The sequence below is a fragment of the Bordetella genomosp. 13 genome, assembly GCF_007679965.1.
Taxonomy (GTDB): Bacteria; Pseudomonadota; Gammaproteobacteria; order Burkholderiales; family Burkholderiaceae_B; genus Bordetella.
In genome coordinates this window covers 72,794-88,912 of the sequence record NZ_VEHL01000005.1, presented here as the reverse complement: position 1 = coordinate 88,912, position 16,119 = coordinate 72,794, and the positions used below count along the sequence as shown (strand labels likewise).

General features: G+C 61.3%; 11 protein-coding genes, 1 tRNA gene and 1 pseudogene. 5 read left to right on the top strand and 8 right to left on the bottom strand.

Going from position 1 to position 16,119, the window contains the following annotated elements; translation table 11 throughout:
* Positions 1-26: 26 nt before the first annotated feature.
* Positions 27-989, bottom strand: a complete 963-nt coding sequence (locus FS845_RS13780) for a toll/interleukin-1 receptor domain-containing protein (protein ID WP_144636058.1) — start codon at positions 987-989, stop codon at positions 27-29.
* Positions 990-2,828: 1,839 nt separating this feature from the next.
* Between FS845_RS13780 and FS845_RS13775 the strand changes: the two genes are divergently transcribed.
* Positions 2,829-3,338, top strand: coding sequence for a hypothetical protein (locus FS845_RS13775; RefSeq protein WP_144636055.1), 510 nt, complete (start codon positions 2,829-2,831; stop codon positions 3,336-3,338).
* A 53-nt stretch (positions 3,339-3,391) separates the two neighbouring features.
* Here FS845_RS13775 and istB read toward each other — a convergent pair.
* Both istB and istA read right to left on the bottom strand, forming a co-directional pair.
* Positions 3,392-4,176: pseudogene (istB, locus tag FS845_RS13770) on the bottom strand (IS21-like element helper ATPase IstB).
* Entirely contained in the window at positions 4,173-5,195 is a 1,023-nt protein-coding gene (gene istA / locus FS845_RS13765; RefSeq protein WP_144636052.1) for an IS21 family transposase, read from the bottom strand. The pseudogene istB and the gene istA overlap by 4 nt, the downstream one beginning before the upstream one ends.
* A gap of 102 nt (positions 5,196-5,297) precedes the next feature.
* On the opposite strand from istA, the gene FS845_RS13755 reads away from it, so the two are divergent.
* Both FS845_RS13755 and FS845_RS13750 read left to right on the top strand, forming a co-directional pair.
* Positions 5,298-5,519 (top strand): integrase core domain-containing protein, encoded by a 222-nt coding sequence (locus tag FS845_RS13755; protein WP_260986281.1) that lies wholly within the window; start codon positions 5,298-5,300, stop codon positions 5,517-5,519.
* A 198-nt stretch (positions 5,520-5,717) separates the two neighbouring features.
* Positions 5,718-6,359 carry a hypothetical protein gene (locus tag FS845_RS13750; RefSeq protein ID WP_144636049.1) on the top strand — a complete coding sequence of 214 codons (642 nt, stop codon included), beginning with the start codon at positions 5,718-5,720 and terminating at the stop codon, positions 6,357-6,359.
* 213 nt (positions 6,360-6,572) lie between these two features.
* Here the strand turns inward: FS845_RS13750 and FS845_RS13745 are convergent, their stop codons facing one another.
* The 4 genes from FS845_RS13745 to FS845_RS13730 form a co-directional block, all read right to left on the bottom strand.
* Positions 6,573-7,145 (bottom strand): hypothetical protein, encoded by a 573-nt coding sequence (locus FS845_RS13745; protein ID WP_222129992.1) that lies wholly within the window; start codon positions 7,143-7,145, stop codon positions 6,573-6,575.
* Positions 7,146-8,377: 1,232 nt separating this feature from the next.
* Positions 8,378-9,361, bottom strand: coding sequence for a replication initiation protein (locus FS845_RS13740; protein WP_144636043.1), 984 nt, complete (start codon positions 9,359-9,361; stop codon positions 8,378-8,380).
* 123 nt (positions 9,362-9,484) lie between these two features.
* Entirely contained in the window at positions 9,485-10,669 is a 1,185-nt protein-coding gene (locus tag FS845_RS13735) for a tyrosine-type recombinase/integrase (RefSeq protein ID WP_144636040.1), read from the bottom strand.
* A gap of 260 nt (positions 10,670-10,929) precedes the next feature.
* Positions 10,930-11,005 (bottom strand) — tRNA-Lys (locus tag FS845_RS13730).
* Positions 11,006-11,322: 317 nt separating this feature from the next.
* On the opposite strand from FS845_RS13730, the gene FS845_RS13725 reads away from it, so the two are divergent.
* The gene (locus FS845_RS13725) at positions 11,323-12,816 is read left to right on the top strand and encodes an aldehyde dehydrogenase family protein (RefSeq protein WP_144636037.1); all 1,494 of its coding nucleotides are present in this window, start codon (positions 11,323-11,325) and stop codon (positions 12,814-12,816) included.
* Positions 12,817-12,821: 5 nt separating this feature from the next.
* The gene (locus FS845_RS13720) at positions 12,822-14,594 is read left to right on the top strand and encodes a thiamine pyrophosphate-binding protein (protein ID WP_144636034.1); all 1,773 of its coding nucleotides are present in this window, start codon (positions 12,822-12,824) and stop codon (positions 14,592-14,594) included.
* 77 nt (positions 14,595-14,671) lie between these two features.
* On the opposite strand, the gene FS845_RS13715 is transcribed toward FS845_RS13720, so the two are convergent.
* Positions 14,672-15,979, bottom strand: a complete 1,308-nt coding sequence (locus FS845_RS13715; RefSeq protein ID WP_144636031.1) for a citrate/2-methylcitrate synthase — start codon at positions 15,977-15,979, stop codon at positions 14,672-14,674.
* Positions 15,980-16,119 lie beyond the last annotated feature (140 nt).

Below are 16,119 nucleotides of genomic sequence, written 5' to 3'. Positions count from 1 at the left end.
TGGATGTGCACATTTAAAGAATTTGGCTATTGAATCCACTCGATGAACTTCGCCCACATGAACTCGGCAGCACCAGACTGCGAAAGCTGGGCCTCCTCCCGGCTTCCGTATGAGCCCATCAGCGGCTTAAAGAACAACTGCTGGCTGTCATGCGAAACGGACAGTGCCTCGTTGAAGCCGCCGTCGTAAGCAGAGATTCCCTGACTGTAAGTAATCTGCCCAGCGCCGCGGCCAAAGCCTCCCAGAGCGATAGTGCACTCAGCCACGGCCTTGCCACCTTTGTAGACGCTCGCAGTGAATCTGCGAGCATCGATTTGCTCGAAACGGCCAACGAAGTCTGGGTGACGCTCCTGGAGAGCACCCAGGGAGCCCTCAAAGAAACGTCCCATGAACTTGAAGGACTCCACAGTAAAGGTGTCTTTGTCCAGGTCGCTGAACTCCTTGCGAACCCGTAGATTGCTCGACCGAGGGAACTGCTCAGTTGAAGCTGCAGAAGACAGCCCGAGCGCCGGCGCTGCGGCTCTCGGCATAGCGGGAGGCGAGGCAGCCCCACTGGCGGGCGTCACCGCCTTGCGTATGGCCTTCGCCACATCCGTCAACGCTTCATCCTGACTCGGCCAAGACTCCACAGCCCGGCCATCCTTAGGCACCGCGAGCAGCTTTCCAAACGGTGCATTGTGCCAATCGCACGACCGAAGAATGACGGGAATCACCCGAGCCTCACCATTCCTGTGACGCTCCATGGCACGCTCCATCTCTACTGAGTAGCAGTAGTTCGAAGCAATGAAGTCCGCGCTGACCAACAGCAGCACAACGTCGGCCCTCTCCAACTCAGCCGAAATGGAATTATCGAGGTCCGACCCGGCCACGATGCGCCGGTCGTGCCAGGCTTCGACAAGCCCCTCTCGCTTCAACAGCGACAGATGAACCTCGAGGCGGTCTCTTAGCGCCTCATCAACGTGGCAATACGAGAAGAACAGCGTAGCCATAGTGTTCCGCTTTAACTGTGGAAGCTGCGGCGACCAAGCACGATGAGTGCCGGAAGATTGCTCCCCGAGCGCCTGTTCGATGTTGGGTCGTGGCAAGCCTAAGCCACTATTCTGGCACGATAGATAAAAGCGTGAAGGAATCGGTGCGCCGACGAAGTGGCCCTCCAAGTTGGAAATCGGCAACCAGCGAACCGAGCCCCCACCCTTCGTGGAAAATACGCTCGGTCAGCACCGCCAACAATCGCAAGGCCGGCCTAACACCGCCTAGACGCTCATGCTCCTTGAGCGCGGCCCTCACCGTATCCAGCACGAGGCCGGGTAAGCGACGATTCCACGCAGCCATAACTACGCTGTTCAAACGTACAAACGCGTTGGGCGGACACGCTCAACGCCTCATAGATGTCGTAGAAATAGAACTAACTCGCATCCAATGCAGGCTATGACTGCGGGTCGCCATGACGACGGTAGTTCTTATGCGATGTCGCACGCCCCGCGTGCGACATCTAGCCAGCCAAGCCGGGCAAGCGGCAATGGCACTTAAGGAACATTAGGCCAACAGCCTGGATAGCTTGCAGCTGCTTGGGCCCTAAGCATTGCTCGAGGCTTCCCTTCGAACCTAAGACACGAAACTGCACTGACGTAGCACTAGCCAAACTCTGAACAAAGGCTTTAGTGACTGGGTAGTAAACACTTTCCTTAACCAAGCCGCCATGGACAGCCTCGCGAGATGGTGACCGTATCGGAGCCAGTTGACTGTTTTGCCCGTCGATAAGAATGTCCAACGGTGCAGCCGGATTCAAAAATAGCCAGCCATAGCCTTCATAGGTCACAGCCATGGTGTGCAAGTCACCAGTCCCCAGGAAGCTCAAATTAGCAAAACCGTTCACACGCTGACGTCCTGGGCAGGTATCGGTTTCCAACGGACCAAAGGCATACTGGACCTCCGACGTGTATGGGTCCTTGGATTGAACTAACTTCGGCCCGGTCGCATTACAGCCAGCCAAGACACACGCCGCAATCATCACAAAGCCAGCCCGCATTCCGCCCTCCACTTTTTGAATCAATATGCTACACCACACATCCAAATGATAGGGGAGCTCGTCGTTCTCTGACACACATGTGTGCCGGTAGCTCTGAAGTGACTCGCACAGACTCACATGTCAATTCAGCCCCGCGTTTCGGTGATGAGCTGCGCTAGCAGGGCTGGTTCTGCTGCACAAACAAGTTCAGTTTTCGCTCAACCATTGAACAAGGCAACCGAGCCTCGTGCTCCAGTCAGACCGATTCTGAATGCCGTCGCCGTCGAACCATCCAACCCAAACTGCGTTTTCTCAAGTGAAGCGCCAGCCCAGAGAATAAGCGCTGCCTCCTAGAACTCGCTGTAGACACGGCATATGTCTGCGCTCATGTAGCCGCGCAGGTCAAAAAACCTCTCGCTCATGATTGAAGTCATTGAAATTCACGGGCAGGCATTACACGGGACTTCTTCGCCAGGAGCAATAGCACGTCACGCCAGCCGTACGCTCTCGTGATTCGCACGCTGGTGACTCGGCGGGCTGATTTAGCGGTCGCGGCTGAAGGAATGGGACCTCGTCAGCAGTGGCCGCTAGACCTGACACGCCTACCCGTAATAGCCGAATCTGCAACCAAATATCTACGCTTTTCGTAGATTTAAAGTAAAGTGACGCCGCCAAAATACAGCATCGCAACCGCAATCCATTACGGCTAGCCACCGGACCAAACCGCCAGGGGTGGCGTGGATGCTCCACGCCTGCGCTGCATGCGCACGCTCGTATCCCCCTTGCACTCTACAGTTCAAGCCCTAGGAGTAAGTTCCTGATGTACTCGCTGGTTCACACTGCCTCCACCATTCAATCCGTATGCGCCATGCGCGCAAAGACATCGAACGGGAGAAGTGCTGTACGAATCCTTGCCGCACTGGCAACCCTGGCTGTCGTGTCTGGCTGCGCAGTAGCTCCGCCTGTGAAGAATCCACAGGGCCAACCGGTTAACTTCAGCGGACCGATTCTCGGTCCCAGCGAGCGCGACAATGGCATCTATGTGCTGCTGGAGAAAAGCATCGCCGACGGCAAGTTCCGCGTGGTGAGCACCTCGAAGAAGCGCCAGCCAATCGCGAATGAGCGTCAGGAGCGCGTGGTGTTCAACCAGGCCATCACGCAGTTCGCACCGGATTTCTCGGCTGACGGCTTCGAGACGTACTCCGATGACGGCAACTATGGACAGCGGACGGTCATCGTTGATTGCCGTCGCCATGGGGCAGCCAAGGTCACAGACTACAGCCCATGCTCGAGCGAGTTCTCGTACGTGTCAACGCCGACTGAAAACTGACCCCTTTGTCGGCGCTCGCGCCGAAGTAAATTTGACCCTCTGGGATTGAAGGGTTATTGGGCAGCAGTCCTAGCCCGAGACGGGTTGTTGCCGGCCTTGCGCTTGTCCTTGAGCCGGTAGCTCTCACCACTGATCTGTACGATGTGAGCGTGATGCAAAAGGCGGTCGAGCATGGCTGCCGTGAGCGTTTGGTCATCGGCGAAGGCGCTGGCCCATTGAGGGAAAGACAGGTTGCTGGTCAAAACGATGCTGCCTCGCTCGTAGCGCTTGGCGACCACCTGGAAGAACAGATTTGCTTCGTCGCGCCCGAAGGGCAGGTAGCCGATTTCGTCGATGACGAGCAGACGTGGGCCGAGCACGGCACGATTGAAGTACTGCTTGAGCTGTCCTTGGCGATGTGCCGCGCTCAACTGCAGGATGAGGTCGGCGGCACTGATGAAGCGGGTCTTCACCCCGGCCATGGTGGCGCGATATGCCAGGGCAATGGCCACGTGGCTCTTGCCCACGCCGGAGGGTCCGAGCAAGACGATGTTCTCGGCACGGTCGATGAATGCCAGGTTGGCCAGTTCCTGAATCTGCGCACGGGGTGCGCCGCTGGCGAAGGCAAAGTCGTACTGCTCTAGCGTTTTGACTGCCGGCAAGGTTGCCATCTTCAGTAAGGTCGAGCGGCTGCGCGCCAGTTTGCCTGGTGCTCGCCGCTCAGGATCTTCTCCAGGAAGTCGGCGAAGCTCGCCTGCCCGTCGGCGCTTTGCTGGGCGAGATGGGGCCAGTCGGCCGCGATGCGGTCGAGCTTGAGCTGGGTGCAGAGTTCGGCGATGCGTGCGTGCTGCAGGTTCATGCGGCATGCTCCAGCAAGGCGCCGTACACCGACAGCGGATGCTGCAGGCTCTCGTGCGGAATCACCGTACCTGCAATCTTTACGGCAATGACCGGGGGCGTAGTGATCGCGCTGGGCAGGCTCATCAAACTGTGCCGTTCGTGAGCAAGGCGCACTTCGGGCTTCTCACCCGTCGTGCCGTGAACCCGTTGCTGCGCCACCTCTGCCAACCAGCGGCCGATATGGGCATTAGCCGTATCGACATCGAGCAGCAGCCCAGCCGCCTTCAGCGTTGCCGCCAACGGCGTGACAAAGCTGCTCTTCAGATAGCCGTTGAACCGTTCAACCTTGCCCTTGGTTCTGGCTCGATAGGGTCGGCAAAGCCTGGGACGAAAGCCAAACTCATCGGCCAACGATGCGAGCGCTGGGTGCCACCGATGCTGGCCTTCGCCGTAAGCGTCTCGTTCGGTGACGACTGTACCGGCGTTGTCGAAAAGAACCTCTTCGGGCACGCCGCCGAAATAAACGAATGCTTCACGTAATCCGCGTAGCCAAGCCGGACTGTCCTCTCGCTCGGAAAACAGCACGAAGGTAGCGCGGCTGTAGCCCAGCGTGGCGACGAACGCCTTTAGCGGATGGCGGCCCCGCCGTATCGTCGTGAAGTCGGCCTGCATCTGCTTGCCGGGTGGTGTCTCGAACCGCACCACGGGTTCGGCGGGACGAACCTTCAACGGTGCCAGAAACGCCTTCAGCTGACTGATGCCGCCGGTGTAGCCGTGCTCACGGATCTCGCGCAGAAGAACCGTCGCCGGAATCCAGTGAGGATGGGCCGCATCGATCCGGTGCTGCAGGTATTGCGTGTACGGGTCCAGCTTGCGTGGCCGCGCAGCCCTCGGGCCGTAGACGGGGGGGGTTGCCTCGTCGCGCAAGTATCGCCGGACTGTGTTGCGCGAGACACCCAACTCACGTGCGATCGCCTTGATGCCGTGGCCCTGACGGGCCAGTACTCGAATCTCCAATGATTGCTCCTGGGTCAACATCCTGGCGGCCAAAAGCCGCCATCATCGCCCAGGGGGTCAGTTTTACCTCGGCGCCGGGGGTCAGTATTACTTCGGCGCTGACAACTGGTACGCGGCTATGGGTTGCGCCAGGAGTTCATCACGCCGCATTGCCCTCAGCAGAACGGTATGGTCGAGCGTGTGATCCGTACGCTCAAAGAGCAATGTGTGCATCGGCATCGCTTCGAGACGATCCAACATGCCAGCCGCGTGATCGGCGACTGGATACGCTTTTACAACAACCGACGCCCGCACCAGGCGCTCGGCATGAAGACCCCGGCTGAGACATTTGCATTAGCCGCTTAACCTGAGCAGGTTCTGCTGGGTCAATACAAAAGTTTGCCCACCGCCCAGCGTCCTGACTGTTGGCAGCAAGCTTGCAGTGATTCTTATCAGTGGGCGGCAACTACCAAGAAAGCGATGCACAGACGGGGAATGGTGAACTCCCGAGTGCCTACAGAGCCTATCCGACAAGTGCTTGAGCTCCCCAACCCGATGGATGCCGTGGCAGACATGATTTCAAGAATGAAAAGCTGCCGCCCTGGGACTGGCTGCATCGAAGAAGCGCTCTGGGCAAGAGACTTAGTTCTCATCAAGCTTATGGCCTCCAATCCACTACGAGCGAAGAACCTGAAGCTTCTGACTTACCACGCGGACAACTCTGGCAACCTGTATCGCAAGCCTGACGGCAGTTGGCATATCCGCATCGACAGGCATGCCTTCAAGAACGCAAACGGAGCCGCTCGCAGCCGGCCTTACGACATGCCAATTGCTCAGTCCGTATGGGCCGACCTCGAGCGATATCTGAAGGTCTTTCGACCCATGCTACCGAACGCGTCCGCAGTGAACTACGTGTTCCTCTCTCGTCGGCCGTCCGCTAAACCCGGTCCCTGGTCGACACTCAACACACGAGTTTTCAACTTGACCAAAGCCTATCTATGGGGCTCTGCAGGTATCGCCGCGCATGGTTTCAGGTACATCGTCGCCACGGCAATCTTGAAGCAAGCTCCTGGCGCATGGGATGCGGCGGCCGCCGTGCTTCACGATGAGGTCGAGACAGTCAAAGCTCACTATGCCCACCTGCGCAACTCGGATAGCGGGACTTACGTACACAGCCTCCTTGGCTCTGCCTTCGATCGAATGTAGCCAGGCAGCACCACAGGGCCCATTTGTTGTTTGCCTACTTGCAAGGCATCTTGTGGGCCTGTTCGCCTTCCCGCTCCGCTGCCACCTGATATGGTTCGTGCATCACTCAAGCCACTGGCCTCGCGAGACCAGCCGAAACGCAATCCTCAGCACCAACGCCCCCCGGTGCATATTGAGGGAACGCACGGTCTGTGCTACCCGTACATCAAGAAATTAGGACGAGGCGCTGGCCTGTCGTCCAACGAACAGATCTCGATATCCCAATATGTAGTACCGATTGGGGTTCTTTCTTTTCTCCTTGGATGCTTCGCGGTTGATATTGGCGAACAAGCGAGCGTTCAACAAGATGGCATTGGCTCGCGGAATTCGCTTCTCGGCGATACCCGTCTTCATGCAGATCGTTTCAAACGATGCTTGTGAGTATTCCTCTTGATTGGAGCGCACCGCAGCCAGATAGAGATAGAGCTTCAGTGCATCCAATTCGTACACCGTTCGCTTCAAGAAAAGACTGAAGGGATGTATGCGCAAGCCGGCAACGGTTTGGGGTCCGTACAGTGCTCGTGCAGGTAGCTTGCACCACGCACCGGGATAGCCGCTCAGGCGATACCGCTTTCGACGGCCCACGTCAGTAACTTCAACGAGGTCGTTTGCTCTAAGCGCGGAAAGGCCGGCAGCGACCAACTCCCTACTAAGAGATGTGGCAGTGCTCAGTGCGTTGTAGGTCATTTCGACCTCCAGCACGGGTTCCTGCGTGGTCTCCGAGTCGTACTCCGAAGCTTGAGTCACGAGCGCAATCCATAGCTGAAGAGCGGCGATGCCAGTCGATCTAGTGGCTGACCCGGACGTGCCCCAGGTGAATTCGCGTGCCATCTGTCCGTCAAGGATCCATTGAGTAGGCATCTTTGCCCAAGGCTTAACTCGCATTACATCACCTCGTCATCAGAACCAGCATGGCGATCAAGATTGCCAAGGACAAGAACAACGGAACAAGTTGTGGAGACAACTTGGCCAACTTAGTGAACTGAAAAACCAAGTATTCGAGGAAGTTCATCGCGAGCCTCATTGGACTAGTGGGGTGCAATGCAATTTAGCTTCCGGGATCACTTCTTTCTAGATATAGGTGACAGCTATACTTGGAAAAATTTTGATATTTAACCATAAAAAACAACATCTTACATGGGATTTTTTTAGTTCTTAGGATATCAATAATAGTTCGCGAACAGCCACGTTGCATGACTTTCAGGACGTCTCAGAACGTAATTTGTACGTATAAAATACGTGCACGATGATGCGAACGACTGGAGAGACTGTCTTGAAAGACAAAGCAATAAAGACCTATCAGATCCGGATCGACTCGGACCTGCTCGTGGCGTTTCAGAAGGCGGCTCGCGCTGAGGATAGGTCGCCCGCATCGCTGTTACGCACGTTCATGCGCGACTATGTAAGCCAAAAAACCGCGCGCCCCCCATGGGTGCGGGGTAAGTCATTCAGCCCTCCCATGGATGAGTCACTTCGTAGTTTAGGTGGCGGGGTACCTGACGGCGAGGAGGATGAGATCCCGTTCTAGGCCACACTCAGCTCAGCATCAGCCAACCGTTGTGGAGCAGGCGTCGCCCGGTGTTAGAGGCAAGCTGTTGTTGCTGTTAAGCGTCCTCAAGAGCCCGATGTGTCACCACTGTATTGCGGGAGCTGCGACAAACAGCCCTGAGTGCACAATGACCGTCGTTCTTGTCGTGGGCGATGGCGGATGGAAATAGACAGGGTGGCGGCTAAGCAAAACGTTGAGCTTTTCTAGGCGAGTTGGCTCGTTCATGGCAGCACCTGTCGGGGCGACGCGCTTGCAAGCTCGACAGGGGCCTAGCCATCATGATTTCTCCATGATAGATACCGCCTGAACTGACTGGCGTTGCAGGCGACAACATAGGTGGTACGGCCGCGATGAACGTGCCATCCTAGGCGAGCTTCAGTACACGACACCTGTAAGTATCTGGGCATAGACCAAAGCTAAGGATAGGCAGCTATACCCTATTAATTGCCTTCGCCGCGTGAGGCAGCACGCAACTCCCTTTCGCCCTCAGCCATCGAGAAATCGTAGACTGATTCACACCCAACCCCGCTGCAATTTCTCGAGTAGAAGCACCACCCGCAGCCCTCGCCGTGGCCTCTTCTCGGAGTACACGGCTGGCTTCGCGGCGAGCAACGCCGGACGCAACCCCGCGGGCACTTTGAATTGCGCGGAACGCCGCTGGTGTGAACTTTTTCCAGACCCATTTCGCCACGCTGCGAGCAATACTTCTGACTTCGCTGAAAGACAGTGGTCCCGGAGACCCAAGGAACGTGTCGTTAACGGCCATCGCCTCCGAGAGCACGGCCTCCTTGAAGGGTTCATAGCCTGCAGGGCGCCAAAACTTTCTGACGTCCTGGTACGCATAGACCCTCAACTTTTCGAAGAGGAAACAGTTGCGCCCCAAGCTGGCATGGTCAATATCGATCCTGCCTTTTCGCACCTCCCGTGCGCTAGGTAGCTCAACATACTCTGCCAACTCGCTGAGCTCATACACAGCGTCGTTCGCTGGTTGCCAGAGGCGCCAATTCGGATGAAGCGGATTCTTGGCCAACGGGCCACGAAACGCTCGATCGGCCCCAGCAACGCGATTAAACGCGAACTCGATAGCTGCTAGAAAGCGCAGAGGCGCCGCTCGCGCAGCGTCAGTGACGCAGACCGGGGATGCCAAGGCGTAGCCGTACTGCGCGTGGCCGTTTTCGGGGTTGACCGCAACATAGGTGGGAGGGGGAAGATTGCAATCCTCCCAAACGTGTGCGGCTTGCTCCATATCGATATCCAACTGCAGCCAGGAGTGCTGTGCTGGAGAATTGATTTGCAGGTAGGGTAGCCATAGCGCGGTCTTGAGAGGCCGCACACGGGCACCATCCTTGTACTGCCCGCACCACGGGCGACGCGGAGCAGTTGATTCAATACGAGCCAGCAAAGCTGACGACATGGCACGTCCTATGACGTGCCGCAGCGCTCTTTACGCTGTCCTCAATTCACAAATATTTCCTCACCGCTGCGGCGATGATGTAAATGGGTAGCAGCGCCCAGACTGGGCGCTACCGACGCACGTTTAGGCTGCTGAACGCTGAACGCGATGAGCGCTTCCGAACGCCACCCTAATCACGTTTCCACCCTCGGACGAAACGCGCTCGTGCTGCGAAGCAGTGGCTTTATCTACTGACACGGAGATAGGCGTACTCGCTTCGAAAACCGGTACTGGCGAGGATGCTTCCAGCGCAGCCCTAGCCGCCTCGACCCTACGCACCTTCTCAGCGATCTCACGCGCGGATGGGTTGTAGTAGCGCATCGCCATCTGGAGAGTCTTCCAACCCATAATTTTCGCCAGCTCCTGCGGCATCATGTGCGGCGCAAATCTGCTGGCCGCCTCGTGACGCAGGTCATGAAAACGCAGGTCAACGATACCTGCTGCCACGCAGGCCGCTTTGAAGTCGCCATCCAACTTCCCCGTCTCCCAATAGCCCTGAACGACACGCTCGCCCATATGCGGCAATTGCTTCAGGTAACCCGTTGCCTCATAGCTCAACCCCACTGACCTTTTATTGCCGTTGACCGCCTTAGTAAGATGCAGCACACCATGGACGAAGTCGACTTGCGTCCACTGAAGGGTCAGCAGTTCGCAGGCGCGCAGGCCCGTTGCCAAGGCGAGACGGATACACGCACCGAGCCAGAGAGGTTTCCGGATCGTCTCATCGTGGGCGACTGCAAGGAGCCGCTCTTCTTCATTCCCTACCAACCTACGTTCCCGGCCATCTCGAGGCGACGGCCTCTTGACGTCTTTCATAACGTGCACCAGAGGCCAGCTCCACTCTTTGATTGCCGTCGAGTACAGGTGCGACAACAGCGCCAGTTCCAATCGGACGGTGTTAGGGCTATCGACCGCATCGAGGCGTGCGTCGCGGTACTGAACGAAGTCCGCAGCCTGCAGGCTAGTCATCAGCCGCTTTGCCAGCGGATGCTTCCTCAGCAGCCGAATTCGGTTGCGCTCATTTCGCTGGCCTCCAAGCGCCTTCTTGGGCACCACCTGGTCCATGTACCGGGCGAGAGCATCATCTAGCGTGACTTGCGCCATAGGCCGCAGATCACGGAACTGCCCTATGTCCATCTTGTGCTCTTGCTCGCGCGCCCAGGCTTCAGCCTGCGCTTTGCTGTCGAAAGTTTTCGTCTGGCGGGGATAGCCCTTGCGCCGAATCTCGACTTGATACTGGTACTCGCCACGCTTTTGAATTGTTGCCATCGCAACGCCTCCGCAAATTTCAAGATTTGGGTATATGGCGCTCCCCTATGGTTGGGCTGCGTCGCGAAGGCGTTTTTGCGGAATAGTCTCGGGAAATAGTGGGCGAACTATTTTTTGTAACCGCGGACACTAGGACCGTAGGTTCGGACATCGTCGCCACCGACTAGGTCGCAGTGCGGTAAAAGTGCGGTCAAACTTCCCGAAATGCAAAAAGCCCACCGCATGCGGTGGGCTAAGTGCTTGATACTGCTGAAGAATTCTGGTGGGCTGTGAGTGGCTCGAACACTCGACCTACGGATTAAGAGTCCGCTGCTCTACCAACTGAGCTAACAGCCCGTAACTGCTGCAGCGCTTGTTTGCGTGCGATCAGTCAAGAGGAAAGATTATACATGCTTTTTCGAGCCTGTCCAATCGTCCGTCATCCATTTGCCATCAGCCGCCACTGCGCGGCGCCTATGCAACACCCTCTACGGCACATTTCTCGCCGCCCGCCCACGGCAGCCACGCACTTCCCACGCCAGTACATTGATTTCAAATCAAGATTGACCCACATATATCCATCGATCTAGCCTACCCGCTCTCCGTCACTCGGCGCGTCCGCGCAAGCACCAGCCAACCCCGCCGAGACGCCAGCTTCCAAGAGAGCGAGATCGATGATCACTTCCGACCTAGGCCCCGACCTGTCCACGCGGGTGTCCGACGCGCTGCCCAAACAACGCGGCCTGTACTACGGCGGCGCATGGCACGAGCCTCGCTCGGCCAACTGGGCGACCAGCACCAGCCCCGGCTCGCAGGCCGACCTCGGCCGCTACGCCGTCGCCGACGCCGACGACGTGGATGCCGCGGTAGCCGCGGCCAGCCAGGCGTTTCCATCCTGGCGCGACACGCCGCCGCTGGCGCGCGCCGCGCTGCTGCGCCAGGCCGCCGCCGTCATCCGCGACCACGACCTGGAGCTCGCGTTGATCGACGCCGCCGATTGCGGCAACCCGGTACGGCAGATGCAGGACGACGCGGTGATCGCGGCCACGCAGCTCGAGTACTTCGCCGGCCTGGTGCTGGAGTTGAAGGGCGAGACCATCCCCACGATGAACGGCTCGCTGGACTACACGCTGCGCGAGCCGCTGGGCGTGGTGGCGCGCATCATCCCGTTCAACCATCCCTTCATGTTCGCGGCCGGCAAGATCGCCGCGCCGCTGGCCGCGGGCAACACGGTGATCGTGAAGCCACCGGAACAGGCGCCGCTGTCGACGCTGCGGCTGTTCGAGCTGATCGCCGACATCTTCCCGCCCGGCGTGCTGAATTGCCTGAGCGGCGATCGCGACACGGGCGCCGCGCTGTCCGCGCATCGCGACGTGGCGGCCGTGGCGCTGATCGGCAGCGTCAACGCCGGCAAGGCGGTGATGCGCACGGCGGCCGATGACCTGAAGAAAGTGCTGCTGGAACTGGGCGGCAAGAACGCGATGATCGTCTACCCCGACGCGAACCTGGAGAAGGTCGCGCTGGGTGCGGTGCGCGGCATGAATTTCACATGGTGCGGCCAGTCGTGCGGCTCGACCAGCCGGCTGTTCCTGCACGAATCCATCCACGACGAGGTGCTGGCGCGCATCGTGAAGCTGACCGGCGAGATGCATCGCCCCGGCCTGCCCACCGACATGCGCACCACCATGGGCGCGCTGGTGTCGCGCGACCAGTTGGACAAGTCCCTGTCGTACGTGGCGTCGGCGGTGCAGGAAGGCGCGCAGGTGGCGCACGGCGGGCGCCGCAGCGAGGATCCTACGCTGGCGCAGGGCTATTTCATGGAGCCCACCATCCTGTCCGGCGTGACACCCGCCATGCGCGTGGCGCGCGAGGAGATCTTCGGCCCGGTGCTGTCGGTGCTGAAGTGGTCGGACGAAGACGCGCTGTACGACGCGGTGAACGGCGTGGAATACGGACTGACCGCCGCCATCTGGACCACGGATCTGCGGACGGCGCATCGCGCTGCCGCGCGCGTGCAGGCCGGCTACGTGTGGATCAATGGTTCGTCGGCGCACTTCATCGGCGCGCCCTTCGGCGGCTACAAGCACTCGGGCATCGGCCGCGAGGAGTGCAAGGAAGAACTGCTGGAATTCACGCAGCAGAAGAACGTCAACATCACCCTGGATTGAGCCCGATGTCCAACACCAATCACGACACGCCCGCGCCCGAATGGGGCAGCGATTACCTGGCCGGCCTGATGCGCCACATCGGCCTGGAATACGTCGCGCTGAACCCGGGCGCGAGCTTTCGCGGCCTGCACGACAGCCTGGTCAACCACCTGGGCGACCAGCGCCCCCAGATGCTGACGGTGCTGCACGAAGAGCACGCGGTGGCCATTGCGCACGGCTATGCGAAGGTGACGGGCCGTCCCATGGGCGCGATCCTGCATGCCAACGTGGGGCTGATGCATGGCTCGATGGCCATCTTCGACGCGTACTGCGATCGCGTACCGGTGATGGTGTTCGGCGCCACGGGCCCGGTGGACTCGGCGCGCCGCCGGCCGTGGATCGACTGGCTGCACACCTCGAAAGACCAGGGCGCGCTGGTGCGCACCTTCGTCAAGTGGGACGCGGAGCCCTCGTCGCTGGAAGGCGCCCGCGACGCCGTGCTGCGCGCGCGGCAGATCGCCACCACGCTGCCGCAGGGCCCGGTCTATGTGTGCTTCGACAGCGCCCTGCAGGAAGCGCCCTGCGCCGATGCCCCGCCTCTGCCGCCGCTGGCCCGCTACGCGCCGCCGCGGCCGCCGGGCATCTCCGACCAGGTGGCGCGCGAGGCCGCGCGCACGCTGTACGAAGCCAGGCGCCTGGTCATCCTGGCGGGACGCGTGTCGCGCGACGAAGACGACTGGCAACGCCGCGTGGCGCTGGCCGAGCACTGCGGCGCCACGGTGCTGACGGACTTCAAGGTGGGCGCGGCCTTCCCCACGCGCCATCCGCTGCACGGCTCCACGCCCGCGTTCTTCATGGACGACGAGGGCCTGCGGGCGCTGCGCGAGGCCGACGTGGTGCTCAGCCTGGACTGGGTGGATCTGGCGGGCACGTTGCGCTCGGCCTGGGGTCCGAAGGACGCGTCCGCGCACGTGATGCAGGTATCGCTGGACCAGGTGCTGCACAACGGCTTCGGCGGCGAGCAGCAAGGGCTGGCGGGTGCGGACACGTACCTGATGTGCGATCCGGACGCGTTCGTGGCGCAGGCGCTGGACGCGCTGCGCGACCTCGGCGACCCGCGCATGGCGCCGCAGGCCCTGCCCGCCGAGCCCGACGCGCCCCACGACGAGGCGAACGACAATGCGGAAGGCATGTCGCTGGCCACCTTCGCCGGCACCATCAGCCGGCACCTGCGCCGCAACGCGCCGGCGTGCCTGATCCGCGCCAACCTGGGTTGGCCGGGCGACGGGCATCCCCTGGCCCATCCGCTGGACTACCTGGGCTATGACGGCGGCGGCGGCATCGGGTCCGGGCCGGGCATGGCCGTGGGCGCGGCCCTGGGCCTGCGCGGCACGCCGCGCCTGCCCGTGGCGGTGCTGGGCGACGGCGACTTCCTGATGGGCGCGACGGCCCTGTGGACGGCGGTCAGCTACGGCATCCCGCTGCTGGTGATCGTGGCCAACAACCGCTCGTTCTTCAACGACGAGGTGCACCAGGAGAAGGTGGCGCAGATGCGCACACGGCCCGTGGAGAACAAGTGGATCGGGCAGCGCATCGAGGGGCCGGAGATCGACCTGGCCGGCCTGGCGCGCGCGCAGGGCGCGCTGGGTTGGGGGCCTGTGGACAACGCGAAGGCCCTGTCCGCCGCGTTGGACGAAGCGATCGCGGCCGTGCAGGCGGGCAAGGTCGCGGTGATCGATGCGCGGGTCAAGCGCGAGTACGCCAAGACGCTGGCCAAGGCATTGGGTCGCGGGCACTGAGGCAGTGCCGCGAGGGCAGCGCACGCGAAAAGCGCGCGATGCCCCGGTCCATCAGTACAGCCTGCCTGGGCAGGCCATCATGACGGCCCGATGTACCGTGCCCGCGGCCGCACCAGGAACCCGGCCAGCCGCTGCTCCAGCGCGTGCGCCACCCACCCGGCGGCGCGGCCTACCGACATCAATGCCCCGGACGCCCCCGCGGGCGCATCCAGCACCGCCGTCAACACGGCCAGCGCCAGCGGCAGGTTGGGCTTCAGGCCCAGCTCGCTGCTGGCCCGGTCCACGCCCTGCAGCGCCAGCTCGCCGCGCGGGCCGCCCGGCCCGACTTCCCGCACCAGCCCCAGCAGCAGCGTGGCGCGCGGGTCGCCGTCCGGATACAGCGGGTGCCCGTATCCCGGCACCGGGCTCTTGCGCGCCAGCAGGCTTTTCAGATGATCGAGATACGCGTCGCGCGAGCGGGCCTGCGCCAGCGCCGCCTCGGCCTGTTCGCAGCCCAGTCCCGTCAGCATGCCCTCGAACGCGCCCAGCGCGGTGGTCACGCACGAGAACAGGTCGGCCCCGGCCGACGCCGCGATGCGCGCGGCGAAGGTCGCCGGCGCCAGTTCGTTGTCGGCGCTGAGGATCAGCGCGGCATCCAGCAGGCGCAGGATTTCCGGCGCGTCGTTCACGCGCAGGTTGCTGGCCAGGATGTGCGCGACGGACTGCGGCGCGTCGCCCAGCACGTAGGCGGGCGTGGCGGTGAGCAGGCCCGTGGCGGCCGACATCGCCTGGATCAACTGGCGCGCGGCCAGCACGGGCGCGCCCAGCGTCAGTTCGGGATTGCGCCCCAGGCTGGCCGCATAGGCCTCGACGGCCACCGACAGCAGCCGCCGCGAATGATTGCGCGCGGCCACCTGCACGATGCCGTCGGCCAGCGCCTGGAAGCCGGCGCCCGGCCGCGCGGGCTGCCACGTGACGGAGGTGTCGGGCAGCATGCCGTTCCACAGCAGTTCGGTGCAGTCCTCGAACGACCGGTGGTGGTGCACCAGCTCGGCCGCGGACTTGCCGCGATAGCGCGGACCATCGGGGCCGATGGCGGTGATGGCGGTCTGCATGACCGCGTTGCCCCCCCAACGAATCATGCGTTCGGCGCCCGCGCCGGACATGGACCGTCCGCGGCCGCGCGCGGCCAGCGAGTCCAGGTCTTCCACGTAGTACAGGTTGCCCTTGCCGCCCACGGCCGGCACGACCCGCACCCAGCCGCGGCTGACGTACGCATACAGCGTCTGCATCTTGATGCCCAGCCGCTCGGTGGCCGTGCGCGCGTCCACCAGCGTGCCGCCAGCCTGGCCGTCGTCGTCGTCGTCGTCCGGCCGTGCCGCCGTTTTCCTGCGTCGATTTTCCATAGGGCGATTCCTGCCGGCAGCGCGGGCGCCGGCGATTGTAGAAATCCGGTCCGCCCGCGGCACGGACCAGTTGATTGATTGTAAATCAATCTATACATAGGTTGATTGCAATTCTACGATAACGACGAACTGCACAACAC

Bases quoted from the DNA above. Each gene is read 5' to 3' on its own strand.
- FS845_RS13780 (WP_144636058.1), bottom strand. From the start codon at position 989: ATGGCTACGCTGTTCTTCTCGTATTGCCACGTTGATGAGGCGCTAAGA.
- FS845_RS13775 (WP_144636055.1), top strand. From the start codon at position 2,829: ATGTACTCGCTGGTTCACACTGCCTCCACCATTCAATCCGTATGCGCC.
- istA (WP_144636052.1), bottom strand. From the start codon at position 5,195: ATGTTGACCCAGGAGCAATCATTGGAGATTCGAGTACTGGCCCGTCAG.
- FS845_RS13740 (WP_144636043.1), bottom strand. From the start codon at position 9,361: ATGTCGTCAGCTTTGCTGGCTCGTATTGAATCAACTGCTCCGCGTCGC.
- FS845_RS13735 (WP_144636040.1), bottom strand. From the start codon at position 10,669: ATGGCAACAATTCAAAAGCGTGGCGAGTACCAGTATCAAGTCGAGATT.
- FS845_RS13725 (WP_144636037.1), top strand. From the start codon at position 11,323: ATGATCACTTCCGACCTAGGCCCCGACCTGTCCACGCGGGTGTCCGAC.
- FS845_RS13720 (WP_144636034.1), top strand. From the start codon at position 12,822: ATGTCCAACACCAATCACGACACGCCCGCGCCCGAATGGGGCAGCGAT.
- FS845_RS13715 (WP_144636031.1), bottom strand. From the start codon at position 15,979: ATGGAAAATCGACGCAGGAAAACGGCGGCACGGCCGGACGACGACGAC.